This is a genomic window from Methanolobus sp. ZRKC3 (assembly GCF_045291275.1).
Classification (GTDB): Archaea; Halobacteriota; Methanosarcinia; order Methanosarcinales; family Methanosarcinaceae; genus Methanolobus.
Genome location: NZ_CP146982.1, coordinates 2,089,504 through 2,115,049 on the forward strand (window position 1 = coordinate 2,089,504; position 25,546 = coordinate 2,115,049).

Below are 25,546 nucleotides of genomic sequence, written 5' to 3' on the forward strand. Positions count from 1 at the left end.
CAGAAGACATATATCTTAAAAGATTTATTCGTTAAACCATAATCAAAGGTGCTCATATGACTAAAATAACCATCATTGGAAGTGAAAAAAGTGGGAAGACCACACTTGCCGGAAAGCTGGGCAAGAAAGGCAATGTGAGTGATATCACGATGTACGATTATGCTAAGAACGACAGCATACTCACTACCATTGATGCCACAGGATACCCTGTGTCTGTAAAATCACTTGTCACAGCCCTTAACCTGTCAGATATAGCTATCCTTTGTATACCACCAGAGGGACTTGACCCTCTTTCAGCAGAATGCATAATCGCACTGGATCTGCTAGGGTACAAGCACGGGATCGTAGCTCTCACAAAAGCCGATACATCCTATCCTTTCGCTCTTGAAGAAATGAAGGAAAAGCTCCAGAAGATAACAATCGGAACAGTGCTTGAGAACTGGGAATATCTCCCTATCTCCACAACCTCGTTCGAGGGAATGGAAGAGCTGAAGGAAATGATATCTAACATGGGCAAGGATGTGGATACTGAACAGAGAGAAATGGACGATATGCCCACACGTGTGCTTATCGATCAGTCATTCAATGTTACCGGAATAGGATGTGTGGTGCTTGGAGTTGTTTCTCAGGGAATTCTCAACGCAAAGGATAAGATGCTGGCATATCCTACCAAAAAACCACTGGAGATCCGCTCCATACAGATGCATGATGTGGATGTGAAATCAGCCCCTACCGGATCAAGAGTGGGACTTGCACTTAAGAACATACAGTCCAAGGATGTAGACAGAGGATTTGTGCTTTCCAAAGAAGAGATCGTTGCAACTGACCTTGTCCTTGAATCGACACTCTCCCAGTTGGCAAAACCATTTGCTATCTCGGACATGCTACATATTTATGTAGGACTGCAGTCCTCACCCATGAGGATCGAAAGCATAAGTCTTAACGGTGAGAACGTAGAAAAAGCAGAACCTGGAAAAACATACATTGTACAGTTATCCGGTTCAAAGGAAATATCCTACAGTAAAAATGATAGGTTTGTTCTCACAAACCTTGATGAAAAACAGAGATTCATTGCCTTTGGATACAGCCAGTGAACTATTTTTTAGGAAGCAGATGCGTGGAGCCCCCAAGAAGAGCGGGTCTCCCAACTGCCCTTGGAAGTTCTACGTTTTCCGGCAGTGACACAAGACTTGGCTGCTCTATGGGAGCTGAACAATTACTAGATGTATATGAACTGCTCTTGTAGCCTGACTCTACATTTGAAGCAGGCATCTTCGCAGTTAAGCTCTCTATGGAAATGTCCACTCGCTTGCCATCATCCTTTTCTTCAGCACCCTTGGAAAGACCACTCTTTGTATCCCTATCTTTGCTTCTCGAGCCTTCCTCTTTCCCAAGATTGTATTGCTCACGGACAAAATCCTTCAAACCATACTGAGCAGCAAATTCATCCAGCCTTGAGATATGTTCCTGAACCCATCCAATCTCTGAATGTCGATGGTATCCAACCTCATAGCCAAGATTCCTGGACTCTTCGGAAAGCTTCTGCTTCTCTTCTGCAGAGATACTTTTGATTTTCTCGTCTTTCTTGAATAATGCGACCATGAGGACAACCGTTACTCTATAAATCCTTCTACTTTCAGACCTGCATCCGTGAATGTAACTGAACGCATGTTACAGTCATGTCTTGTACCGCGCATCTTGATGACCTGCACTGCACGGGTCATGGTCTTATCATAAAGGAAATTGTGCATGAAGATGACACCATGTGCAGCAAACTGTTCAGTAGAGTATGCAGTTGGGTCAGTCATCTCAGAAAGAAGGACCGTTGTACAACCTAGATTTTTCAGGTTACGTATGAAACGGGTCATTTCCTTTTCCTGTAAGGAGAAATCACTTGAAGTGAATCTGATAGCAGAAACTGAATCAAGTACAAGACGCTTCACATTATATTCAGAAACGTATGCTGCGACTTCCTTGAAGACCATAGCCGGAGAAGGAGCCTCTGACTCAACAGAACTTCTTCCAATATTGTATTCAGGTGTCACAAACTCACTCAGCTCGCCCATGTACCCATACTCCATTCGGGGTCCCAGATCAGCAAAAAGAAGCTTCTGCGATTTGATAAGTGGAGTTACATTCATTGCGTAGTTGGACATATCATTGATTATGTTCTGGGGACATTCGAGTAATGTCACATAAAGTCCCACTTCCCCCCTGGAAGCGCCTTCTGCCAGAAACTGCACACCAAATGTAGTCTTTCCACTTCCCGGAGGACCACTGAGGACATAGACCCTATCCGCGAGGAAGCCACCCTGAACCAATTCATCAAAGCCCTCTATTCCTGTTGGTATTCTCATAATTCTGCCTCTTATAAATAAACTAATATACTTCTCTTGCATATATATATTGCTTACAGTACTTCAATGTATCGATTATATTTTATAAAATATCCATTAAATTAATACATACAAATGATAGAAAAAAAACATCAGCAATTTCGGATCAAAAGAAAAGATATCTTCTGGTCTGCGAGAAACTTTGGTCTTGCAATCTTTACAGCGTTTGTTTTTAGCATGCTGATGTACTCTGTCATGTTACTGGCCTCACAACCTGCACACGTAGACGAAGCCATTGTATCAACGGCTTCTGCTGCAGTTGCCAAGGTAGAAATTACCGCAGAATACATCAGTCCAATGTGGTCTGTTTTCATCTTCAATTCCATCGCTGTATTCAGTGCGGTCATAGTCACCGCACTGTTCACTTTCATTCACCCCATGATGATAGAGGAGATTAAACTAAGATCAAGGTACCGGACATATGCGTATCTCTCTATTCTCATTGAAAAGACATTGATGCCCGTAAACAGACTACTCCAAAGATCAGTAGCTTTTGCAGACAGGGATTTTGCAGCTATAAATGTAGAAGAAGGAAAAGATACTGATTCCATATGGCAGTACTGTGGCTATGAAAAAGCAGACTACCATAAATTCTCCTACATGTTGCCCTACACAGTACCCGTGATGGTCCTCCTTGCAAACGGTTTTTTAATGGGGATACTGCTGGCATTCTTCACCTTCAACGGAGCAATAACAGGTTTCCAGCTTTTTGGAATGAAAGGCATTGCTGCAGGATCACTCTATAATATAAGCTATTTCTTCATCTCTATAATACCCCATGGTATCATCGAGATCCCGACAATACTCCTGGCTGCAGCACTTGGGTACAGATTTGCTTTCATACAGACCCATGAAGTAAAAAATGAAAAACTCTTCCTCGGGGACAGCATTGAGAGCGCAAAGCAGGATGTAGCACATATCCTCGGGATCACAAAAGAGTACATATCCTCAATATATGTATGGAAGATGATTGCATTGATGATTCTAATGCTATTGATTGCAGCATATATTGAGATGCATTTGACCCTGAGAATAGTGGAAAGCGTAATGGCTATACTAGATAGCCTTGTTGAAAAAGGATTGGCCTGAGATTACAGGCTCTTCTTGAAATCCGATATACCGGCTGCCACATTTCTTAGCAACTGCGATGCTATCTCCTGGGATGGCCAGGAACCAAGCCCACAATCGGGACCTGCATATTTTATGCGCTCACCAAAGATGGAGTGTGCATGTGCCAGTCTCTTTGCTATGACCGCAGGAGTTTCCATTTCATTAATGATCTCAGGGAAATGCTGGGTCTCCTTCCAGACATTGGTATTATACTTTTCATTAAGGACAGCCACCAGATTGAAGATGTCAGTTCTTGCAACTCCCACACGCAGGAAGGAATCTGAGTCTTCGAGAACCTTTTTGTCTATTAGTTCAAGATAGGATGGTGTTGCTGCGGACTCCACACCTATAACGCTGATGTTCTTGGCCTGGCATGCCAGAGTATAGTGCAGGGGAGAATGCAGGTGTATCTCCACATCACAGCCATTCTTGCTTGCTGACTGACACGCCCCGTCCATTGCAGTGATAAGTTCATTATCATCGAACATGACCTGTGGGTTGATGCCTATGCTTGGCTCGTCAATGGAAACTGTCTTTATGTTAAAGCTCTTGGCATTGGAAATTGAGTTCTTGACAAAACGATCAATACTTTCCCCGAAGAGGTTAAGGATATCAACATACTCGGTTCCGCCAAATTCCTTGAGGTAAAGCTCCAGAGGACCTGTGACACATATACGGACATCCAGTTTCTTTCCGTTCTCTTCCAGATACGCTTTTGCAACCGATTCGATAGATTCGAGTTCCATTATGCGTGCAGCGTCCACCTTTACCTTGAAAGGTTCCTCACAGTTCTCGGAATCGCGGATAATTGACAGAAACTGTTCATTCATGTCCTGATATTGGGGATATGTGGGTACTTCCACACCTGCTTCCACTTTATAATTGAATGCATCGTTTATGATCGTGGACAGCTTATCATCATTTTTCCCTTCGGCAAACTTGCCTGCAACCCATTCCTTTGAAACGCCCTCAGGCAGAGGAAAACTACCAATATCATCAAAAATAATTTCAGTCATGGATATTCATAGGATTTGATTTAACTTATAAATTTTGTATCTCAGTTTTGTATCTAAGATGCTTCACTAAAAGGCTCTACTTCTTTACCATTTTAGGAAGGAAGGTTATTTCTCCCTTTTACCTACTACCTGTGACCTTAAATATGCCATACTCATTTGAGAATGGTCAAGGGATCTTGAAGACATGCGGGATATTACTTCATTTACATCCATTTCGTTCTCTTTCTTGATCCCTGAAAGCTCATTGTATTTTGACAATGATGTCATCATTATATTCTGGAATTCCAGGACATCGAATTTCTCTTCATTGGAAAGCGCATCGAAATCATTTTTCAGTGCCTGTAATCTTTCCTTGTTCTTCCCGGTTACTTTAATATCGAAAATAGGGCTATTAAATTCCATCACTACCACCATTTAAGGATAAGAGCGACTTGTTTAAAAGTTTTTCTGCGAATAATTACAAATTATTGATATTTGAACGTAAAAAAAGAAATGGTTACTTCGGAGTGATCCAAAGTAACAAATATGAAATTACTGATCAGATGGCAGGGAAAGCAGGATACCAATATTCTCCATTGCCTCTGCAACCTGCTTAAAAGCAACGAATAATTCCTTTATGCTATCATCCATATCTTCTGCCATTGGTTCAGAGCTGAACCAGATCTCCTTTTCATTATGCCCACGGGTAAGTGATACACATGCAAGCATATCTGCTTTTGTCAGCCAGTAAACCGAATCAAGACCACTTGGAGTTATCCAGGATGGATGCACTGATCTAAGTTCAGCCACAAACTTGTTCCAGTTAAGTGTTGCAGATGCCTCAAGATTCAGTTTAATGATGGCACGATCACCTGTCGTTTCCTTTTCAACTACCTTGAGCAATTTCTGATAATTCTTATCGGATTCATCCACCTTGATCTCTTCCTTCTCAAGTTTCTCTGCCTCAGATGCAAAGAAAGGTGCGAGATTGACAGTGCTTGATGGCTTTGTCATGAAAGATACAGCGAAGAAGGCAAGTCCGCTAAGGAACATTCCTGCAATGACACCATGATGGTCAAGTGCCGGATGGATACCAGAGAGATATGTAGGCGCAAATGGTGGTGTTTTGATTATATCGATTATCGTCAGGCCGATCTGTGTAACAGCACCGACAATGAGTCCTGCAAGAGCACCTTCCTTTGTTGCACGCTTCCAGAAAAGACCTCCCATGAGCGGGAAGAAGTAGGATGCACTGGCAATGAATGTCGCAATGTGGATCGCCTCGATGATACCCTGTATGTAGAATGAGAAAATGGAAGCTGCTAACACTATGACAAGCACACTGATCCTGTTGATAGCCATCATTTCCTTCATGGTTGCATCAGGTTTTATGTATCTCTGGTAGATGTCACGGGAAAGACATGAACCACCTGATGTTGCAAAGGTATCAGCAGAGGACATGGCAGCTGCAGCAAGCCCTACACCAGCCAGAGCCAGTGTGACAGGAGAAAGCATCTGTTCGATGAAAACAAGCAAAGCAGGTTCAGCCTGAGCCATTGCCCCCATACCAATCTCCTGATACAAGGCAGGTATCGCAGGATAGAGGTGGTTCAATCCTATTGCAATTACACTACATGCCACACCGAACACGAGGAATATGAGGAAAGAACCAAGGATCATTCCATTACGTGCAGATCGTGCATCCCTTGCAGCCCAGACCCTCTGCCAAGGGTCCTGTTCAGTTATCCAGCCAGGAATAATTGCAAAGACAAAGATCATCACTGCAGGAATTCCTATGATGAATGGATTCCACCATTCTGATGAGACATTTCCGAAAAGGTCTGATGCACTAATAGAAGCTACATCTGCTGAACCTGCTGTGGCAGCGTTCAGGACTAATACAGCCATTACAAGTGAGAAGGTTGCAAGTAGTATGAACTGTATCATGTCGGTCCATATAACTGCCGAGAAACCTCCCAGTGTAACATAAAGTGAGATCGCCAGAGCTACTATGGCTACTGCGTAGATAGGTGACAGACCAAAGAATATCTCAAGTACCAGTGAAAAACCTATGATATCAGCAACGGCAAAAAGCACCATTACAATTGCAATGATAATGGCAACTGGTCCACGCAGAGCACTGCTGTACCTCTGTTCAAGCAGTTCCGGCTGCGTGATCGCAGGCAGGTGTTTGATCTTGCCCACAAGCAAGGCAATGATCAACAGGGAAAGGATGTTCGGTGCAACGAAGCCCCAGATGGAACCCATTCCAAGTATCATGTAAAAACCAATGACCGCAAGTATACCACCTGCAGTCATCCATGAAGATGCTGCCGACATTCCGATACCCAGTGCCTTGATCTTACGGCCTGCAAGCCAAAAGTCAGTCACTGACTTCTGACGTTTTGTGAAATAAAGTCCGATGCCGATCAGTCCCAGCAAGTAGACCGCCATCAATGACAGGAACATTTGATAATTTTGCATAATAATAACCTCTTTTACAATAGTATGGCTTCTGAACATGAAAAAATGAAAGCCTTTATATAATTGATATAGTTCTATATTTGTTTCATATATAAGGATTTTCAGAAAATAAAGTTTAGTAGAGGACAAATCCAGTTGATTTTGAATATCAAATGCTAATTAAAAGGTTATTTACTCGTTTTTATTACAGCTTTGCAGAAATATCACAAACAAAATTGAATTGATTTGTGAGATGTAGTATTATGATCTGAAATGATCTGAATGCTTTGTCATGGCAACTTGAATACAATTATCCAAAATGATAATATCATTCAGATACTATTCTACCCCATGACCCTTGAACCGGTTCACATCAAAGAGATACATGATATGGTGGAGCGTATCGACACATGCCTAAAAGGAGATGATCTTGACGATGGCACGGATAATGTTTCAAGCATACTGGACATGCTCAAGGAACTCAATTACAACGGGAAAACAGTGCTCAGGTCCATAGGACCGGTAAAGAGGGGCAGGGTAAGTATCGAGAAAATGATACAAGCCGATGACCCATTCGATACGAGTTATTCCTGTGACAGTGGAAGCACCACTGCAAAGACCTTCGATAACGGGCTTTACGTTGATTTCTGCCACTGTGCCATGGCATCCACTCCAACTGACCTGGACATCCATAGCATGAGAACCATAGTTGCAGCTACCTATATTGACAGCAAGAAAATATCTGTTAGCACAGGTGACAAATGGGAATCTTTTGATTCAGGAACTTCACGCAAGAAGATAATAAATATCCAGGCGGGACTTCTCAAAAAGAAAGCAAATGACATGGTGCATGATATTGCCCTTTACCTCTGCGAATCAGAGCACATACTCCAGATGCTTGAGCGTATGGAAGATGATGGCTTTTTCATTATGGACGGCCCCATATATCCAAAGCGTCTGATGTACTGGATGGTTGTGGAGTCAGATGATGTGAAGATTCGCGATGACCCCCATTGTAAGAAGATATTACAGAACTATATTGACATAATGGACCACCATCTCAAAAAGCAGAAGGCTTTGGTGGGATTTGTCAAGAATCCCGAGGATATGCAGGTCATGCAAACCCTGAAAAAACAGGAAATTGATATCGATCTGCCCTGGATGCTGGATGCCCAGTTCTTCAAGAACGCACTGTTCCTGGAGAAGGCAGGGGTCAAAAGAAGGGATGCTAACAAATATATCACTTATACCAACTGGTTCATGCAGCCAAACCAGTTCTATGAGAAGATGCTCAACACTACATACCCACTTTTTGAAGGGATTAAGCACCAATTTCCCGCAGAAGATTACTCACTGACATTCTTCATGGTCTATGTCCCGAAGATGAATGCAATCTTCAAGGTAGAGGCACCCTATGGCCTTGTCAAAAATGACGAAATGAGATGGCAGTTAACGAGAAAGGTACTCTATGACATTGCATTGAACGGGATACCAAAGACCCTTTCAAAGGCAGATTCTGTGGCAAAGATACAGCTATCGGAAAGAAAACAGATAATCAACAGGTTCAGGAATTCCAGAATAGATACATCTTATAACGATATCAGATGGGGCGAAACGGATGAGAGATGAGGACATACTTTCCTTTGCGAACAAGGAAAACGATATCAAGGTAACCGAAGTGTATGCTGAAAGTTCATTGGAAATTGACTACATGGAGCAGTTCGAGGATTTTGAGCCAGAGAATATCAGATCTTCGAATATAGATAATGATGGTGCATTGGGAATCGTCACCACGGGTATAGATCCCCTTGAAATTACTGAATCCGGAGCAAGGATAACCGGATACATAACAACACCCCACCGCCAGAAAGTGAGACTTGGGACCTATGTAATAGTACCCTACGGGGATGAGGACCTCTTTGCCAGGATATGGAAACTCCAGTACCTGCAGGAATACGCAGTGGACGATGCCACAGAGATCCATTCCCGCAGGATGCTGCACTCCAATACCACAGATGAGGTGGACTACAAGTTCCTGGCATACCTTGATCCCATATGCATACTCACCGAACAGGAAACATCAAAGGGCACTGTACTCACAAGAAGAATGGGGGACAGGATCCCACGTCCCAACACACCCATACTGCCTGTTACCGAGAAGATAAAGATACAGACTGGTCTCAATATACCTGAGGAAGGTATATTTTTAGGCCACCTTAGTGTTGGAGGAGAGCTTGTCAAGACCCTTGCGGAGCCTCCCACTGTCCCATATTACCTGAGGAACGATTATTCCATGGGCGACCCCCTGATATTCAGGCATATGCTGGTCTGTGGAAGTACGGGTACTGGAAAGACATTCCTTACCAAGAACATAGTACGCCAGTTCATGAGCGAGGATAACAGGTACAAGCTGCGCGGTTCAGAAGAAAGGAGGAACCCATGCCTTGTGATAATGGACCCGCAGGACGAGTATTCTCAGTTATTCGAGGACAACCCCGAGATAACACCCAATGATGATCTTACTTTCAGGGCTGAGAAGGTGAACTTCGGAGCCTGTGAGAATACCAGGACCTTTGTGGCGAAGATAGATGGTGAAGCCTACACAGGGAGGTCAAGGGCGCAGCAGATAGAGTTCACAATACCCTTTGAGATGGTACGCGAGAATTCATGGCTTATAGCCCCTGTGGGCATGACAGAGCTGCAATACGTGGGTGTTGACCTGCTGCTGGATGACTACTTCAAGAAAAGTGCACCGCATACATACCACGGTTTTGTGGACTTCATTGGGGATGATTTCACAAGGGAACATTATGTGGAAAGTGGCAAGATACACGAATCCTCATACGACGGAATCACGCGCAGAGTGAAGAACCGTGCCCTTGCAAGAGTGTTTGACCAGGCAGCAAAGCCCATCACCGAGATACTGGGGCAGATATTCAAGCCAGGACAGGTCAGCGTATTCCCCACGGAGTATATCACCAATTCAAGAATCCGGGACCTGATCACTCTCACTTTGATGAGTATGATAGTTGATAATAAACTGAGTACCTCAGGAGAGGCAGCGGTGAAGGGTACACCCATCATACTGGGACTTGACGAAGCACACCGCTACCTTGCAAAGGCAGGTGGAGAACACTCAAGGAGGCTCATCTCCAAGTTCGCCGATGCCGCACGTCAGGGAAGAAAGGAAGGTCTTGGGCTCTTTTTGATAACCCAGGACCCCCAGGACATTGATGACACCGTATTCAAGCAGATCAACACGCGCATCATACTCAATCTAAGCAATGATGCGGCAATAAGCACCATGAAGGTGAAAAAAGAGTTCGAGAAGCGCATTCCATACCTGAAAAAGGGGCAGATGATAATCCAGAGTCCCGATAACAGTGATATGGTGGAGATTATTGGACTCTCAAAGTGTGTGGTTAAGCATGTCTGAGACCACCTCAGACAGCTTTTCACCGAAACGTATATATGAGCCTAGGTCGTAGGAAGGCTCGCTCAATCAGCGCGGGCCGGTAGCTTAGCCAGGCAGAGCGACGGACTCTTAATCCGTAGGCCAAGGGTTCAACTCCCTTCCGGCTCGCATCTTACAATCCTTTTTTCTAAGCATCTTAACTACTATTTTATATTGTTATTTTCACTACGATTTTTACATATATATCTGCCATCTTTACATAAGATGTTTCAAAGGTTTTAAATTCCAGATAAGCTTAGTTTATGTGAGTGGAAACTTTAAGTTTTCTAAAAATTCTGGAGTGTGGACAATGAAACATCATTTAGTTGCATCTATATTGATTATTTTATTAATTTCTATGAACTGTGTTTCGGCAGAGTCACATGAAACGACCTATGACTATTATTTTGGCATGTATACCTTGAACCAGGATACCATTGAGAAGTATGGAACTCTCCCTGCTCTTGAAACTGAAGAGCAGAACGAGAACTGGCAATCAAGCCTTATGGACCTCAGTGATGCCACAAAGGACGATATCGCATCCCAGTACATGTATCCCAACGGAGAAGTACTCACAGTTGGCAGCAGTTCAGAAGGGTATCTTGTGGTATTGTTCCAGAATGCCACAGTTGAAAAACAACTCATGGACGAGATATACACATCCATAGACAGCGCTGCTAAAGACATGAACATCCAGGATGTTCCTGTGGAATTTGGCTACGGTCTCTATCTTCCCTACACCTTCAGACAGGGAGTGTCGGAAGAGTACATGAAAAATGGAGAAGACCTGCGCATCCGTGATGTAGAGAATATCGACACTGCTCTGGCAATTTATGGTGAAATGCCCGAGTGGAACGATCTGGACGAATACTACGTCTGGTATAATGAGATACAGGGAGTCACCGACGAAGTTGCAAAATCAGTTTTTGACGAGAACGGGATCTCTCAGAAACAGTGGATAACGTCCCTTGGAATCAGCTTTTCCGGCAAAATGTATGTATCCATTTATAAGGACCTGACCCCCGAAGAAAAAAACTCGGTGATCCTGGAAATATATGAAGTATATGAACAGGAAGCAGAGAAAAAGAACATAAACAATCCTCCGGTAGTTTTCATTGAAGATGATTACATGCTACCGGAAGAAATAGCAGAACTTGAAGCAAGTGATGATGAACAGTTAGTCGATGAGGAAAGCACCGTGGAAACTGAGACCGAGGAAGAGCCAGCTAACGCTGCACCAGGGTTCTCAGCTCTGACACTCATTGGTGCTATCTCACTAATATTGCTATTCAGGTCTGAGTGATAACACTCAGACCATTATCTTTTCAGATAAACAGTTCCCATTTACTTTTTTAAACTGAAACCGACAATCCACTAGTCTTATCTATCTTCGCCCTTATCTTTGTAAAAAGGTGAGAATATGCCAAAAGTGAGTGTTGACATTCCCCAGGAACTTCTGGATGACCTTAACAGGCATGTGGGAGATAACAAGAAATTCGTGACCCAAGCTGATGCAATAAGGACAGCTGTGCGTAAACTGCTGGACCAAGTGGACGACATCGACCGCAGGCACGGCAGGCTCGATGATTAAAATATTCTGTTTTTGTATTTAAAAAAGTAGAAATTTGGGTTTCAGAGACTTTTCAGGTACTCTATACACTGCCTGCCTTCTTCCACACTACCCATTTCGGTAACCATGCGTCCTTTGTAGCCGGAAAGGCCTTCCATGAGTTTTTTCCAGTCTATGGTTCCCTCGCCTATGGGCAGGTGCTCATCACGTTTACCGTGGTTGTCGTGGATATGCATGTGAACTATTTTGCCTTTGCATTTTTTGACGAACTCATCCAGCAGTCCCATGGTGTTGGCGTGTCCTGTATCAAGGGTCATGCCCAGGTTCTTCCTGTCCACCTGCTCGATCATGTCCAGCATCTCATCAGGCTCGCGCCCAAATATCTTGGGGAAATTGGGCATGTTCTCGACGCCTATGGTTATGTCCTGATCAGCTGCAAAATCGCATAGTTCCTGAAGGGACCATATGCATGTGTCCCATGCCTTATCGGGCAGTTTGGCACCGTATGGCGAAAGATATCCCGGATGGATCACTGCCACATTAACAAGGTCTGATGCCTTGTGCAGGTAATGTTTCATCTGGCGCAGCACCTCTCCGTGTATTCCCGGATTCAGGCCTGCAAGGTTCATATCAGAAAAAGGAAGATGCATACTGAGTTTCAGATTTGTCGTGTCCCTGACATCCTCCACCTTTGAGATATTCTCATCAGTAAGGCACTGCGTACCTTCCTGTATGACCTCCCAGCCAGTATATCCAGCATCCTCGATACTGTAGGCCCACTCAAAGGGATCTTCGACAACTGCACGTGATGAAAAACTCAGATTACTTATCTTCATTCTAATACAACCTCAAACTGCGCTCATTTCAATCTCGAAATCAGGCACACCGTCTTCAGTGGGTGGGGTCAGCCATTCAACGAATCTCTCCATCTCCTCAGCAGAATCAGCATCAATGAATACCCTGATAGAACCCAACGCCTCTTTCTGCGCAGGATAATTCAGACGACCCACAGTGGCTACCTGCTTGCTGATAGTGAAGTAGGTGAATTTTCCTTCTTCATCCATTCCCACATTCAATCGGGTGCGGGAAGTGTCTATAATGGTCTCTTCCCTGATCAGGTAGTGCAGGTTTGCGAGTGCGGAAATATCACCCTCTCCCGAGAGCCTTATCACATTACCGAATGGTTCCGCTTCCAGCTCAATATCCGGAAAGATGTTGCTAACAGCCTCACGTACCTTACCCTCATCCTCAGTAGGATTTACATCTACAGATATTTGAACCTTTATCATTGTCACTCCACAAGCGCTGTGATCTTCTTTTTGAAATCCTCAAGAGTATCATTATTGGTTATCACCACATCGGCTACTTCCATTGCCTCGCCCATACCCCATCCGAGTTCACGCTCATCCCTGACCTTCAGGGCAGCGATATCCTGCATATCATCGCTTCTCTTACGTGCCATCACACGCTCAAAACGAATTTCCAGAGGGGAATCTATGGAAACCAGTGTGAAATCGTCTCCGAATTCCTGCTTGAAACATTCCACTTCAGCCACACTGCGCACACCATCAATTGCTATGAAGTCATCAGCTGCAGCCCTTATCTTTGGAATACAGCGCTTTGCCACAGCATCCTTACCTTGATTTTCACGCAGGTCGGTTCCAACGCCACCTGTATTTGCATCGGTAGCTTCCAGTCCCCTGCGAAGCACCTCTTCCCTGATGACATCGCCCATGTTGATGACCGTTATACCATGGTCTCCAAGAACTGAAGATGCCTCGGATTTGCCTGAGGCAGGCATACCTACAAAAGCTAAGATCTTTGTCATTGATTAACCTATTGTAATTTGTAAAAAGTATGATTTAATAGTTTTTCCATACATTCTACATATATATTAGTATACCCTCGCATCCTGACATATTAGAGCTAATTACCTGAAGATCACCTGAAAAATTGTAAAGGTATTCAATTTAAAACCTTAACACATATCAGGCATCCAGTCTGGGACTTCCCACACCAGTGATTATCAGCTTTGTCTCCATGGGGGCATGAGTCCAGCCTTCAGGGACAACGCTCTTTTCCTTTATGTTGATCTCAACATGGTCAGCTCTGAGCCCACATTCCAGCATATGCTCAAGGACTAGCTCCCTGCCGGTATTTCTGGCATATTCAAGGGCCTGTGCATGGGTCTCAAAACTTTCCCTTCCAAGGGGAGAGAACACAAGGAAATCCTCATCAGGAGAAATAAGAGAGGCAGGTTTGATCAATATCTCCATCCTATTGATACCCTTTCCAAAGAGAGCACCTGCGGCATTGCCAACATCGGCAAATTCCGGGACCACTACCTTTGCATCGATGAACTTCCCAAGCTCAGAGGCATAAGCCTTGACAGGACCTCCCAGCAGTACCACAGGAATATCCACCTTGAACTTTGTGGCAAACTTTCCGCTCACTATCTTCTGCACCCCTTCTTCCGGAATGCCAGGCAATATGAAGGACATAAGGTCAAAAGCCATGTTATTAGCAACTTTTTCCTTGACCAGATCACAGAACTCGGATTTGCCCATATGGCTTAACCTTGCAAGTTTCTCTGCACCTGCAATGGCTGCTTCCACATCCCACTGTGTGTATTCACCAAGCACATGCAGGGCATCTGTGGGAGTAAAACCTATGGCCTGGACAAGTCTTTTCCTTATCAGGGTATCCAGAACAAGGGGATATGGCGTCCTGTTCAGTCTTGTGCATATATCGTTGAAGGAGAGGGGCTCATCATCGATAACAGAGAGTACTTGCTCCTCGTATTTGTTCAGATCAATGGGCTCATAGCCTGTCCTGACAAAGAACTTGGTGGACTGGACATTCTCATCCATCAGCTTCCTGGAGCGTATTATATTGTATTTTAATTTCTCCAAAAATCCCGGATACTTTACAGATGCAAGGCAGAGTGGAACCACCCTCCTTGGACCTACGAACACCTTCTCGTCCCTTGTCCATACATGACTATCCCCACCCATTGCCGAGGTCTCCATGCGTATGGCTCGAACCCTGGTCTGCCAGCCGCCAACAATAGCCCCTGAGTTGGTAAGTTCAGGTATCCCTTCTGAAATATAGGAAACATCGGTGCTTGTGCCACCTACATCTATAACGAAACATGTGTCAAGACCACTTAGATAGGATGCTCCCACAAGACTTGCAGCAGGACCTGAGAAAATGGACTCTATGGGTTTTTCCAGTGCAGCCTTTATGCCCACAACAGAACCGTCACACTTGAGCATGAGCATACGTGCTTCAACACCTCTTTTTTTGATGTCCTCTATTATAGACTCTATGAAATGATTGGCAATTGGTATAAGCTGGGCGTTGAGAAAAGCAGTCACAGCTCTTTCATAAGCCCCTATATCCTGGGAAAGCTCATGTCCGCAGACAACCGGCAGACCTGTGAGATGCTCCAGAGATTCCTTCACCCTGAGTTCATGTTCCGGATTTCGTATGCTGAAATGTGAGGAGACGGCAAACGCTGCCACATCACCCTTGACCCTCTGTGCAAACTCCTGTATAGCTTCAATATTCAGGGGAACGGTTTCCTCACCGTTGTGGTCATGCCCCCCTTCAGCAAAGAGAACGTGTTTTGTGGGAAGTTCTCTCTCCACACCATGTTCACCTACAAGTATCAGGGCTACTGGTGCACCTGTGCCCTCAAGGACTGTGTTTGTAGCAAGGGTTGTGGATACGGATACAAGTTTCACGTCCTTAAGATAGACCGGGTCAAGACCATCTATTGCATTCTCTATACCGGTGATAGTCTGCGGATAGGTCGTGAGCGCCTTGTTAGAATCAACGATCTTCCTGTCAGAATCTCTCACTATAACGGCATCGGTGTAAGTGCCCCCTGCGTCTATACCCAGACTGTATTGCATCCTTAGAGCCTCCTTTCATATATTAGATTTTGAAATTTAATGATTACTAAATACTGAAGTTTCTGAATTTATTAATTTTTTCATTTAATTCAGACTTTTTTAAGTAAAGTACATGATCTGTAACTTATCTTTGAAAAGGAAACTATGATACTTAGAAAAAGTACTGAAAGCCTGAAATACACAAGCTTTTCAAGCTTATTGAGCACGAAATTATCCCGAACATGATTATTTGAAAAAATATGAGCCTTTACAGGCTCAAAAAAGATACATAGGTTCATACGTTCCAAAAGATCATAGACTTGCTCAGTAAGGTATCTTTATACCTCCAACCTCATCCATCACAATTGCAATACCAGTATAAAGTGATGCCAATCCCAGAATAAGAGTTATTATTCCAGTCAATATACCGAGATTTATTCCAAAGTTAACTGCTGAATTTGCGAAGAATGTAAGATCAAGGAAAACGAAAGTCAATATTATTGATTTTACACCGATCTTAAGGGTTACAATTGTCAGCAGAGTTGCTATGATACCCCAGAAAAGAAGATACCATCCAAGTGATGCAGCAAAGCTTGGATCTGTTTCCACAACAGCTCCAAAAAGCCCCACACTTGTTGTCAATAATATGTATGCGAACGAGAACCACCACAATGCAAATGCAGTGAATGCAGTTGCACCAAAGGTGTCACCCTTCTTCCACAATTGAAGACCTGCGATAAGCTGGGCAAACCCACCAAGTGTGATGGACATTGCTATGACCATGATGGAATCTGAAAAGAATCCCATAGCCATAAGGCCTAAAAAGGTAGCTGCAAAACCAAGACCAAAGAAACCAAGTGGTGCCGGGTTTGCGGTAGTGTCTTTGAAGCACATTTCCTGGAACGAGCATGCCTGATTTGCCGTTCCTTCAGCGATTTCACTAATAGTATCACATCTCCTATAAAACTATAACAATATTTTAATTCAGTTCAAAAACAAGAACTGTTGATCACAATCTATGATTTGAATATGACCCAAAAACCCCTTTTCCCAGATCCCCTTTAATTTGTCCTATATTAAGGAGGTGAAGGCCTTGTGGTAGACCTCTGGCTAATCTAAACGATATTAAGAGTCTATTTCATGTGCAGAAGATTTGGGGGCTAATAAAACCACAGGTATTCCACAAAGCCATCGACACAAATCACTTCCTTTTAAATGGCATTCTAAGATTCGGGGTGACAAATCATATTTCTAAAAAATAAAAAGGAGGAAGGAAGTATTTCCTTCCAAAAGATTCACTGCTTAGAGAGCGTAGTTCTCTGGCAGGAATACCTTTACTTCGTTCTTGTACTTGGTCATGCAGTCGCTCATGAACTTGTCGGAATCGTCTGTGAGTCCAGCAAGTGCAGTCTTTGCAGCTTCCAGTGCACCAATTTCGAATCTTGTCATGGAGAGCTTCTCTGCTGAACTCAGCAAGTCACAGCACTCGACTGCTGCGTTCTTTGCACGGAGGTAGATGTCGTTTCCGTCCTTTACTACAGCCTGACCGATCTTGTATGCGTTGTCGTATGCAAGTATGTAACCCTGTGGGTCTCTGTACTTGTCAGAGAGCACGAGCATGTCCCTGAGGATCTTCTCGTTACCTGTCTGGAGTGCAACATTCATCAGTGCAGTGTCGTAGTTAAGGGACTCTGCCCAGCACTGTACGGTTGTACCACCGAATTCTGAGTGGTATTCGACAGATTCGTTGGACCAGAGGTCACAGCACTGCATTGTAAGGTTACCCATTACATCTGAGTGAGCACATGTGGATGATTTACCTTCCTGGGAGATTGGGACACCAGCAATAGATTTGACTATTGTGTTCTCGTATCCACAGTCTTTACCTGGACCCTGTGCGCCTGCCTCGTATGCTGCGAGTGATCTTGGTGCGGCGATACATCTTGCGATGATCGCGAGGGTGTGTGCAAGGTTCTTGTCAAGCAGACCACCTGCAATAAGCATAGCTGTGTTTGCCTGTGCACAATCTGTGTCACCAGCTGCAACTACGCCCTTCTTCTGAGCAACGCCTGCGATTTCCTGCCAGAGGTAGCTCATGTCCATTGTACCGAGTACACCGATAGCGTAGAGCATACCTGGGATATCGTTTCTGAGAACTGCATAGTCGAATACTTCTTTTCCACCCATTGATTCAACGGATAGAAGGTCAGCACCACCGTCAGCTACTGCTTCGAATGATTCCATAAGTACTGAGAACTTGTCTCCCCTAAGCTGGAGGAAGTCTCTGTCTTCACGGATGTCACCAGGAGTGTGTCTGAGTGCACATTTGATTCCATATTCTTCATGGTATTCTTCCATGATGGTCTTCTGTGCGTGTGCGACCTCTCCTCCCCATGTTGGGTTGTTGGTCATCTGCTGAACGTGTTCTGTCTCAAGAACTACTGCAGGGAATCCTACCTGGACCATTCTGCCCATGATATCCTTTGTGATTCTCTGGTACTCTTTTACGAGCTTTTCCTTGGTCTCTCCAGCTTCTGGTCTTGGTGCATAGTTTACTTCTGCGGTTGTGTAACCTGCTCCGATCTCAAGACCGAGTCCTGCCTTTACTGGTTTCTTAGCACGGCCGAAAACCATCTCATCCGCACTTTCATATGCCATTGTAGTGAATCTGTTAATTGCCATATATCTCACACTCCTCTTAGTGGTGGTGGAACTGCTCTCTGAGCTTTCCAATGTCTTTGTTGCCGCTTAAGATAGCATCAGCGATCTTTGGTGCGTCTGCTGCTTCTTCTCCATATACACCAAGTTCGTAGGTTGTTACGAAGTCCTGGTTAACTGCTCCACCGCCACATGCGAATGGGATCTTGATACCAGCTTCTAGAAGCTTGTCGTTGACTGCCTTGAATGCATACATGGTTGTTGTCATCAATGCTGTACCTGTTACCATCAGTGGGTTGTGTTCTTTGACAGCTGCGATAACTTCGTCAACTGGTACATCCCTACCAAGGTCTACAACATCGTATCCGTTTGCTCTGAGGAGAGCTGCTACGATCGACTTACCGATATCGTGTACGTCACCTTCTGCTACATGGACAACGATTGTGCCTTTTGTCTCAGGTGTTGTACCGGATTTGTCTTTACAGTATTCGATACCATCAAGCATTGCATCTGCGGACATCATGACGTTTGGAAGGAAAATTACACCTTCGTCATAGAGCTGGGTTACAACACCCATACCGACCATAAGTGCATCGTCGATAAGAGCGATTGGGTCCTTACCAGCAGCAATTGCAGCGTCAAGGCCTTCGATAACGTCGTCTTCTTCACCCTCATAGATTGCTTCAGCAATTGGGCGGATCATTTCGTCTGTCGGGTAAAGTTCTGCAGCCGCTTCATCAGGCGTCATTGACTTTTCCATTTTGACATTGTATCTTATTAATATCTCACTGGGATCTATTTCCATGTCCTATACTTCCTTTTATTTTGTTTCTAATAGTTTGGGCTTGGGTTAAGCCCGGATCCAATCTACTTAGCGATCCACGTTAGAACCGCTAACAAAAAGTCTACAATTATCATATATAAATGTATGTACTGACTGATAGATATATATATAGTTAAGCATTGAGACATTAATGTTACTTACATTATTATAGAAATAAAATACGAGCTACTGATACTTATTTTTTGGATTAAAAAACACACATTATGAAAAAATATGACATTCCACAAACCAAAGTACTTATATAATATAATTAATTGTACCGATTTTTTTAGTACTATAAAAAGTATTCGCCGTTAACCAAAATCAGTCTTGTATACATAAAAGCACCTACAGCTATTGATTTATAGAGATAAACAATGGAAATATATCTTAATCCCTGCAACAAAAAGAGAAAACTTTAAATATAAGACTTGTTGAGAAATGAACGATTAAAATGGAAAAAGACAAAAACTAATTTTTAATTAATTTTTTTCTTCATACAGATTATTCTGCATATTTACTTTTAGAATTGCCTAAAATCAATTGAACAGTTTAATTAGAAACAAAAATATTGATTTGAAGGTTAAGGGGATACTCTTAAATACCACATGGATAAAAATCGCACATTTTCATGCGGCAAGTTAAAAATAATAGATAAAAAACTCCACTAAACAGGTAAATACCCGCATCTTCCGACCCGGCCATAAAAAATAGGCTCTGTAGAAATCCTCATTTGAACAATAAAAATAACCTTGACATACCTATCAAGGTTATGTACTAATATCTTGAATTTGACCTCTTTCACTTGATTCCAATACTTTTTAGCCCTGATTTCTTCACTATATTTTCTTTTCAGAACAGAGAACATCGTTTCTACCAGATTTCTGTTATGATACAATGCCTTATCAAATTCCCATACCATTTTTCTACGATACGACCCTTTAATCTTCTTCCTCTTTCTTTGTCTCAAAGGAATCATAGCTATGGCTTCTAGTTGCTCTCTTGCTAGCGAATGTATGTCTTCTGAATCGTAGCCTTTGTCCATGACATAGTAACTTGATTTGCGAGTTTTATGACATTGCTTCAACAATTTTATTGCATGCTTTGAATCATGTACAGGTTTGCCTGATATCTTAAAACCAGTAATAATGAACTTTCCAGTATCAACAGAAATACTAGTTTTCAGGAATGATCTACGCTTCTTTCCTGTTCTCCAGGAATAATAATAGCTACAGTGGCCACTAGTAAATCCACTTGAATCAATAGCTGTAACCTCGATTTTTTCACCATGAGAATAAAAGAGTTTTAGTGTTTGTTGTAGCAATCCACGGAAGTAAACGGATTTGAGTCTTGTAACGAATTTATGAAGTGTGGTAAAGTGTGGAACCTGTTTTAGTCCTATTCTTGCCTTTACATCATCCATTACTTCGATAAGTTCAACAATATCTCTATAATCTTCATTAAGATACTCTTTCAGCAAAACCAATACCAATAACTGGTGTTGTGTATATTTTCTTTTGGAATACTTGCAACTATAGATCTGAAGGTGTGAGTTTCCTGATACAGCTTGCGCTGTATCAACAAACTTTAAGTATTTGTTAGACAAAACACAATCATCCCCTTTGTGTTTTCTTGTGGTAAGTAATACTCAGGGGATTAATCCTTTTTAAATTATTATGCTAAAATAAAATGGGAAGTAGGTTTTCTACAGAGCCAAAAAATAGATAATTTAAAAGTACTTACCCTTCCAGTCCGATCTCAATGTCGGTGGTACTTTCCCCTGAGGTCTTCTATGGTAGCACCATTGAGGATATCCCAGGCTATCTTTGATACATCTGCTGCATCTTCACAGTAAACCCCCAGTTCAAAACGGGACACAAAGTCCTGTTTCACAGCACCTCCACCGCATACAAATGGTATCATAATTCCATTTTCGAGAAGGCGGTCGTTGACCTCCATAAAAGAATACATGGTAGTTGTCATCAATGCAGTACCCGTAATCATTATTGGATCCTCCCTCTTGACGGCACTGATAACCTCACTGACGGGAACATCCCTTCCAAGGTCTATAACATCATACCCATTTGCCATCAGAAGAACTGTGACGATCTTCTTTCCAATATCATGCATATCCCCTTCTGCCACATAGGATACGACCTTGCCTTTGAACTCATGTTGACCACTGCCCCTCTCCTTACAGTACTCTATACCTTCCTTCATGGCATGTGCAGAAATTATGACATCAGGAAGATACAGATCACCATCATCATAGAGTTTAGAAACTATATCCATGCCGACCATAAGAGCATCATCTATCAGGGAAAGGGGATCTTTTTCAGCTTCCAAAGCATCCTGAATTGTCTCAACTACCTCATCCTCGTTTCCTTCGAAAACTGCCTCGATAATTGGACGCAATACCTCATCATCCGGATAAAGCTCAGCAGCCATGTCCTCAGGAGTCATCTCCCTTTCTAATTTTACATTATATCTTGTTAAAATGGTATCAGGGTCTAGATCTATCATGCCTACCTCCCTTCAAATATATTTGAATACAAGGAATTTAATATTTCATTTCCACTTGTTCAACGCATTATTCCAACTTTATATACAACTTATCATAAGTAATACTTATTTAAACGTTTTGAGAGGATGAAACTTTCCTCCTCAAAAAATAAATGTTCTACACGATTTCATTTTTTCATTCATTTTCCATCTTCCTGACAATAACACATTAAGCATCTTTAGAACTTATTTCCCTTGAAAGAGCGACCAAAGCCACCTCACCATTCCATTCAGCTTTGGTGAACTTTGTTTCCACAGGTATTATCTCACCAGCCTGAGACTCAAAAGGTACGGTGGATATCGATGATCTGCCTGATATGATATCCCCAAGTACCGATGCAGCCTCAAGGGCCTTATTAGATGGATACAGCTTCAACATATTTTTTCCCACTATTTCATCTGGAAGATATCCAAGACGGGTGTGAGCAAACTGGTTAGTATGGAGTATGCAGCCATCGCTGTTTATGACGAACAGCAGGTCCTCCAGAGAATTGAAAAGGAGCTGGAGACTGTTCTGATTTTTGTGAACATCCACCTCTTCTTTGATGCGTCCTATGACAGCACCAGCCTGGGAGGATATGGTCTCAAGTGAATTACGCACATTGGCAGGAATATCGTATTCCGTATGAGATGCAAGGAAAAGAACAGCTACGAATTTTTCCTGATACCTGACCGGGATTATCGCCGTAGCTTCCAGACCTTCATACCTCAAATTCACTCTGGGTGTAAGTGCACTGATCTCGTGATAGAGTTTATATAGAGGATAACCTGCCATGAAGAGCCTTGCAGTGATCGAATTAGCATCATAATGCTTTGTACTCTCAACAAAACTGGGTGAGAGACCTTTATGTGCCACAAGGTTAAGCTCACCTGTTAACTCGTCCACAAGGTACAGCGCTCCACAATCGATCTTTTCCACCTGGACAGTGAACTCCAGAAGCTGATTGAATATGTCCTTGATATCTCCGGTGGGGCTGAAGAAGTTCCCAAGATCGGACTCTATACGCATGAAATTATTGATGTTCTTGCGCTCTGTGATATCCACAATGATACCCTGAATGTATTGAACATTACCACTTGGATCCCGCTTTATGACGGACCTCTCATCCACCCATTTCACTTCACCGGATTTTGTAAGGATGCGGTACTCATGGGAAAGCTCCTTCCCTTCTTTATAACTTATGGAGACCTCTTCTCTGACAGTATCCAGGTCCGATGGATGAATGATATCACCATAGAGCAGTTTTCCAGAGGTGAACTCCTCTGCTTCGTATCCAAACTGCGATATATTCTCAGAAACGAAATCCACAGGCCAGTCATTCTCGGGTCTCCAGAAGAAGACAACCGCAGGACTGCTCTTTATTACATCTTCGAGTACCTGCTCCACCGCTATTAAGTCTAAAAGCTGCTTTTCCTTTTGCTTTTGCTTCGTGATATCCCTGATTATAGCCATGCAGGCAGGCCTGCCCTCATGCTCAATAATAGAAGTATTGATCTCCACAGGGATATGTCTTTCATCCTTGGAGAGCAGTTCAGCCTCATATTTACGGCGTTCATTTCGCTGCTTTTCCAGACTTCTTCTGATCTTTTTCGTAACCATATGGATGTATTCCATGGCTATGAAAGACCCAAAGGGCTCTCCTATGGATTCTTCCTTTGTGTAGCCTGTGATCTGGCCGAACTTCAGGTTTGCAAACACAAGGACATCATCCTGCACGACCACAATACCATCATTACCCTTCTCAACAAGGGTGGAATACTTTTTCTCCGAAGCCTTGAGCTCATTTTCAGCTTGCTTACGCTGGGTGATGTCCCTGACGGTCAGCATGACTGCAGGCCTGCCCTCATGCTGGATAAAGGAAAAACTGATCTCTGCAGGGAAGGTGCTATCATTCCCTGATAGAAGCTCCACTTCGTATGGATGCGGGAGTGAACTTTCCTTCTTCAGGACCTGCTGGTATTTTTTAAGTACCACACGCCTGTATTCTACGGGCAACCTGTTCAAAAACGACATTCCCACAGACTTCCCTTTTGCACAGCCTGTGAGATCGGTCAACTTGTGGTTGAGGAACTTGATAACCTCATCCTGGACGATCACGATACCATCACTGCCTTTTTCAACAAGTGTGGAGTATTTTTCCTCGGAAGCCTTAAGCTCATTTTCAGCTTGCTTACGCTGGGTGATGTCCCTGATGGTCATCATTACCGCAGGATTATCTTCGTGGTGGATAAAGGAAAAACTGATCTCTGCAGGGAAGCTGCCACCGTCTTTTTTTAAGAATTCGATCTCATAGCTGCGCCGGATACTCCTGCGGTCCTTCAGAGCCTTGTTGTATTTCTTGGACACCATGCGCCTGTAGTCTATCAGAAGATGGTCCTGAAGTCTTCCTCCGAGCAATTCTTCCTTTGAATATCCTGAGAACTCAGACAACTTGGAGTTCACGAATCTAACGACCTCATCCTGAACGATTATGATGGCGTCATTGCCCTTTTCAACAAGGTTGGAATATTTCTCTTCGGATAATCTTAGCTCCACCTCAGCATGCTTGCGCTGCGTGATATCCTCTATTGCCAGAAGGACCATAGGGTTCTCATCTGAAGAATTTCGCATGCTCTGGGCATTAAGAAGCATTCTCCTATTGCGTAAGCTGTTTTGAGAATGCATAGGCCTACTCTTTGATTGTATGCGATGGGCATTGAGAAGCATTATTCTACGGCCTATATTCTTGAAATCCACCTCGACCTCAAAGTCATCAAAGCCCCTGTTATTTGAAAGTACATCTTGTATAAGGGGTTTGAGCTCAAGAATGTTCCACTGCCCTGAATCCAGTTCATAAAAATAATGGTCTTCAGTCTCCTCTGGAGTCAACTTGAAGAACTGATAGAATGAACGGCTAGCAGATATCACCCGAACTTCGCTATCCAGTATCATCAAAGGTTCCCTTACTGTATTGATGATACCTTCTAAATATTCATTTGCATTTTCAACAGCTATCTGAGCTTCCTTTTTCTCAGTGATATCGAGTATGATCCCATCAAGATGTGTCACCTTGCCCGCAGGATCACGGTTAATTACAGACCTCTCAGCAACCCAATGGACATTTCCCGAACTGTCAAATATCCTGTATTCGAAATTGAAGAAGGGTTTATCCTCATGTTCCTGATATTCCTGAAGCGCAGACCTCAGGCTTTCAATGTCATGGGGATGGATGATGTCAGCATAAAAGATACGACCAGATGTGAAATCCTCAGTAACATAGCCCAGAAGTCTTATGTTATCCGACACGAACTCAACTGGCCAGCTCTCCCCGGGACTTCGAACAAAAGCATATGCTATGCCACTATTATAAATTGATTCAAGATCTCTCTTTGCTAAGGGAAGTTTCACTGCTAAAATGTTTTTGGAAACAATAGTATCCATCTCCTGTACATTAGAAGCATGAGATTTTCATGCCAGGCCCACTCACATTACTTTATTATAATGATATATAGTGGTAACTAGGTTCTGCATATATTGTGAAATATATTAATATGGAGAGATATTAGTCTACTTTGTAGTGTTATTTTGTGCTCTTTAATTGAAATACATTAAATACTATGAAATAATACAGATTAAATG

General features: G+C 43.1%; 21 protein-coding genes and 1 tRNA gene. 7 read left to right on the plus strand and 15 right to left on the minus strand.

The genetic code is table 11. The annotated features are described in order from the left end of the window. The first annotated feature begins 56 nt into the window (after positions 1-56). Complete coding sequence (locus V7O66_RS10655; RefSeq protein ID WP_406660291.1) at positions 57-1,094, plus strand: EF-Tu/IF-2/RF-3 family GTPase; 1,038 nt, start codon at positions 57-59, stop codon at positions 1,092-1,094. 1 nt (position 1,095) lies between these two features. Here the strand turns inward: V7O66_RS10655 and V7O66_RS10660 are convergent, their stop codons facing one another. Continuing rightward, positions 1,096-1,602 carry a hypothetical protein gene (locus V7O66_RS10660; protein WP_406660292.1) on the minus strand — a complete coding sequence of 169 codons (507 nt, stop codon included), beginning with the start codon at positions 1,600-1,602 and terminating at the stop codon, positions 1,096-1,098. 11 nt (positions 1,603-1,613) lie between these two features. Beyond that, positions 1,614-2,357 carry an RAD55 family ATPase gene (locus V7O66_RS10665; protein ID WP_406660293.1) on the minus strand — a complete coding sequence of 248 codons (744 nt, stop codon included), beginning with the start codon at positions 2,355-2,357 and terminating at the stop codon, positions 1,614-1,616. Between the two features lie 114 nt (positions 2,358-2,471). On the opposite strand from V7O66_RS10665, the gene V7O66_RS10670 reads away from it, so the two are divergent. Further along, complete coding sequence (locus tag V7O66_RS10670; protein WP_406660294.1) at positions 2,472-3,485, plus strand: stage II sporulation protein M; 1,014 nt, start codon at positions 2,472-2,474, stop codon at positions 3,483-3,485. A 2-nt stretch (positions 3,486-3,487) separates the two neighbouring features. Here V7O66_RS10670 and V7O66_RS10675 read toward each other — a convergent pair whose 3' ends face one another. The 3 genes from V7O66_RS10675 to V7O66_RS10685 form a co-directional block, all read right to left on the minus strand. Continuing rightward, a complete protein-coding gene (locus tag V7O66_RS10675; protein WP_406660295.1) occupies positions 3,488-4,522 on the minus strand; it encodes a methionine synthase in 1,035 nt (344 codons plus the stop codon). Positions 4,523-4,627: 105 nt separating this feature from the next. After that, entirely contained in the window at positions 4,628-4,924 is a 297-nt protein-coding gene (locus V7O66_RS10680) for a hypothetical protein (RefSeq protein WP_406660296.1), read from the minus strand. Positions 4,925-5,053: 129 nt separating this feature from the next. Next, positions 5,054-6,985: a sodium:solute symporter gene (locus tag V7O66_RS10685; protein ID WP_406660297.1), complete on the minus strand. Its 1,932-nt coding sequence runs from the start codon at positions 6,983-6,985 to the stop codon at positions 5,054-5,056. Positions 6,986-7,315: 330 nt separating this feature from the next. On the opposite strand from V7O66_RS10685, the gene V7O66_RS10690 reads away from it, so the two are divergent. The 5 genes from V7O66_RS10690 to V7O66_RS10710 all read left to right on the plus strand — a co-directional run bounded on the left by V7O66_RS10690 (position 7,316) and on the right by V7O66_RS10710 (position 12,009). After that, the gene (locus V7O66_RS10690) at positions 7,316-8,593 is read left to right on the plus strand and encodes a DNA double-strand break repair nuclease NurA (RefSeq protein WP_406660298.1); all 1,278 of its coding nucleotides are present in this window, start codon (positions 7,316-7,318) and stop codon (positions 8,591-8,593) included. Further along, on the plus strand, positions 8,583-10,400 hold the full coding sequence (locus V7O66_RS10695) for an ATP-binding protein (RefSeq protein WP_406660299.1): 1,818 nt from the start codon (positions 8,583-8,585) through the stop codon (positions 10,398-10,400). The genes V7O66_RS10690 and V7O66_RS10695 overlap by 11 nt, the downstream gene beginning before the upstream one ends. A 73-nt stretch (positions 10,401-10,473) precedes the next feature. Beyond that, positions 10,474-10,547 (plus strand) — tRNA-Lys (locus V7O66_RS10700). Between the two features lie 181 nt (positions 10,548-10,728). Further along, positions 10,729-11,721, plus strand: coding sequence for a hypothetical protein (locus tag V7O66_RS10705; protein WP_406660300.1), 993 nt, complete (start codon positions 10,729-10,731; stop codon positions 11,719-11,721). Between the two features lie 117 nt (positions 11,722-11,838). After that, on the plus strand, positions 11,839-12,009 hold the full coding sequence (locus V7O66_RS10710) for a ribbon-helix-helix domain-containing protein (RefSeq protein ID WP_406660301.1): 171 nt from the start codon (positions 11,839-11,841) through the stop codon (positions 12,007-12,009). A gap of 41 nt (positions 12,010-12,050) precedes the next feature. On the opposite strand, the gene V7O66_RS10715 is transcribed toward V7O66_RS10710, so the two are convergent. The 10 genes from V7O66_RS10715 to V7O66_RS10760 form a co-directional block, all read right to left on the minus strand. After that, positions 12,051-12,824 carry a sugar phosphate isomerase/epimerase family protein gene (locus V7O66_RS10715; protein WP_406660302.1) on the minus strand — a complete coding sequence of 258 codons (774 nt, stop codon included), beginning with the start codon at positions 12,822-12,824 and terminating at the stop codon, positions 12,051-12,053. A gap of 12 nt (positions 12,825-12,836) precedes the next feature. Next, entirely contained in the window at positions 12,837-13,277 is a 441-nt protein-coding gene (locus V7O66_RS10720; protein WP_406660303.1) for an RNA-binding domain-containing protein, read from the minus strand. A 2-nt stretch (positions 13,278-13,279) separates the two neighbouring features. After that, positions 13,280-13,816, minus strand: coding sequence for a dephospho-CoA kinase (locus tag V7O66_RS10725; RefSeq protein ID WP_406660305.1), 537 nt, complete (start codon positions 13,814-13,816; stop codon positions 13,280-13,282). 160 nt (positions 13,817-13,976) lie between these two features. After that, positions 13,977-15,905: a hydantoinase/oxoprolinase N-terminal domain-containing protein gene (locus V7O66_RS10730; protein ID WP_406660307.1), complete on the minus strand. Its 1,929-nt coding sequence runs from the start codon at positions 15,903-15,905 to the stop codon at positions 13,977-13,979. 303 nt (positions 15,906-16,208) lie between these two features. Continuing rightward, the gene (locus V7O66_RS10735) at positions 16,209-16,778 is read right to left on the minus strand and encodes an acetate uptake transporter (protein ID WP_406660308.1); all 570 of its coding nucleotides are present in this window, start codon (positions 16,776-16,778) and stop codon (positions 16,209-16,211) included. A 408-nt stretch (positions 16,779-17,186) separates the two neighbouring features. Further along, positions 17,187-18,566 (minus strand): methanol--corrinoid protein co-methyltransferase MtaB, encoded by a 1,380-nt coding sequence (gene mtaB, locus V7O66_RS10740; protein WP_406660309.1) that lies wholly within the window; start codon positions 18,564-18,566, stop codon positions 17,187-17,189. A gap of 16 nt (positions 18,567-18,582) precedes the next feature. After that, positions 18,583-19,347, minus strand: coding sequence for a methanol--corrinoid protein MtaC (mtaC, locus tag V7O66_RS10745; RefSeq protein WP_406660310.1), 765 nt, complete (start codon positions 19,345-19,347; stop codon positions 18,583-18,585). Positions 19,348-20,032: 685 nt separating this feature from the next. Then, positions 20,033-20,971: an IS5 family transposase gene (locus V7O66_RS10750; protein WP_406660311.1), complete on the minus strand. Its 939-nt coding sequence runs from the start codon at positions 20,969-20,971 to the stop codon at positions 20,033-20,035. A 152-nt stretch (positions 20,972-21,123) separates the two neighbouring features. Next, positions 21,124-21,888 (minus strand): methanol--corrinoid protein MtaC, encoded by a 765-nt coding sequence (mtaC, locus tag V7O66_RS10755; protein WP_406660312.1) that lies wholly within the window; start codon positions 21,886-21,888, stop codon positions 21,124-21,126. A 208-nt stretch (positions 21,889-22,096) separates the two neighbouring features. Further along, positions 22,097-25,315, minus strand: coding sequence for a PAS domain S-box protein (locus V7O66_RS10760; RefSeq protein WP_406660313.1), 3,219 nt, complete (start codon positions 25,313-25,315; stop codon positions 22,097-22,099). Positions 25,316-25,546 lie beyond the last annotated feature (231 nt).

Excerpts from the sequence above, each read along its gene's own strand:
- V7O66_RS10730 (WP_406660307.1), bottom strand. The coding sequence starts at position 15,905 with ATGCAATACAGTCTGGGTATAGACGCAGGGGGCACTTACACCGATGCC.
- V7O66_RS10710 (WP_406660301.1), top strand. The coding sequence starts at position 11,839 with ATGCCAAAAGTGAGTGTTGACATTCCCCAGGAACTTCTGGATGACCTT.
- V7O66_RS10675 (WP_406660295.1), bottom strand. The coding sequence starts at position 4,522 with ATGACTGAAATTATTTTTGATGATATTGGTAGTTTTCCTCTGCCTGAG.
- mtaC (WP_406660312.1), bottom strand. The coding sequence starts at position 21,888 with ATGATAGATCTAGACCCTGATACCATTTTAACAAGATATAATGTAAAA.
- V7O66_RS10735 (WP_406660308.1), bottom strand. The coding sequence starts at position 16,778 with ATGTGCTTCAAAGACACTACCGCAAACCCGGCACCACTTGGTTTCTTT.
- V7O66_RS10655 (WP_406660291.1), top strand. The coding sequence starts at position 57 with ATGACTAAAATAACCATCATTGGAAGTGAAAAAAGTGGGAAGACCACA.
- mtaB (WP_406660309.1), bottom strand. The coding sequence starts at position 18,566 with ATGGCAATTAACAGATTCACTACAATGGCATATGAAAGTGCGGATGAG.
- V7O66_RS10725 (WP_406660305.1), bottom strand. The coding sequence starts at position 13,816 with ATGACAAAGATCTTAGCTTTTGTAGGTATGCCTGCCTCAGGCAAATCC.
- V7O66_RS10695 (WP_406660299.1), top strand. The coding sequence starts at position 8,583 with ATGAGAGATGAGGACATACTTTCCTTTGCGAACAAGGAAAACGATATC.
- V7O66_RS10680 (WP_406660296.1), bottom strand. The coding sequence starts at position 4,924 with ATGGAATTTAATAGCCCTATTTTCGATATTAAAGTAACCGGGAAGAAC.
- V7O66_RS10685 (WP_406660297.1), bottom strand. The coding sequence starts at position 6,985 with ATGCAAAATTATCAAATGTTCCTGTCATTGATGGCGGTCTACTTGCTG.
- V7O66_RS10715 (WP_406660302.1), bottom strand. The coding sequence starts at position 12,824 with ATGAAGATAAGTAATCTGAGTTTTTCATCACGTGCAGTTGTCGAAGAT.
- V7O66_RS10720 (WP_406660303.1), bottom strand. The coding sequence starts at position 13,277 with ATGATAAAGGTTCAAATATCTGTAGATGTAAATCCTACTGAGGATGAG.
- V7O66_RS10670 (WP_406660294.1), top strand. The coding sequence starts at position 2,472 with ATGATAGAAAAAAAACATCAGCAATTTCGGATCAAAAGAAAAGATATC.
- V7O66_RS10660 (WP_406660292.1), bottom strand. The coding sequence starts at position 1,602 with ATGGTCGCATTATTCAAGAAAGACGAGAAAATCAAAAGTATCTCTGCA.
- V7O66_RS10665 (WP_406660293.1), bottom strand. The coding sequence starts at position 2,357 with ATGAGAATACCAACAGGAATAGAGGGCTTTGATGAATTGGTTCAGGGT.
- V7O66_RS10705 (WP_406660300.1), top strand. The coding sequence starts at position 10,729 with ATGAAACATCATTTAGTTGCATCTATATTGATTATTTTATTAATTTCT.
- mtaC (WP_406660310.1), bottom strand. The coding sequence starts at position 19,347 with ATGGAAATAGATCCCAGTGAGATATTAATAAGATACAATGTCAAAATG.
- V7O66_RS10690 (WP_406660298.1), top strand. The coding sequence starts at position 7,316 with ATGACCCTTGAACCGGTTCACATCAAAGAGATACATGATATGGTGGAG.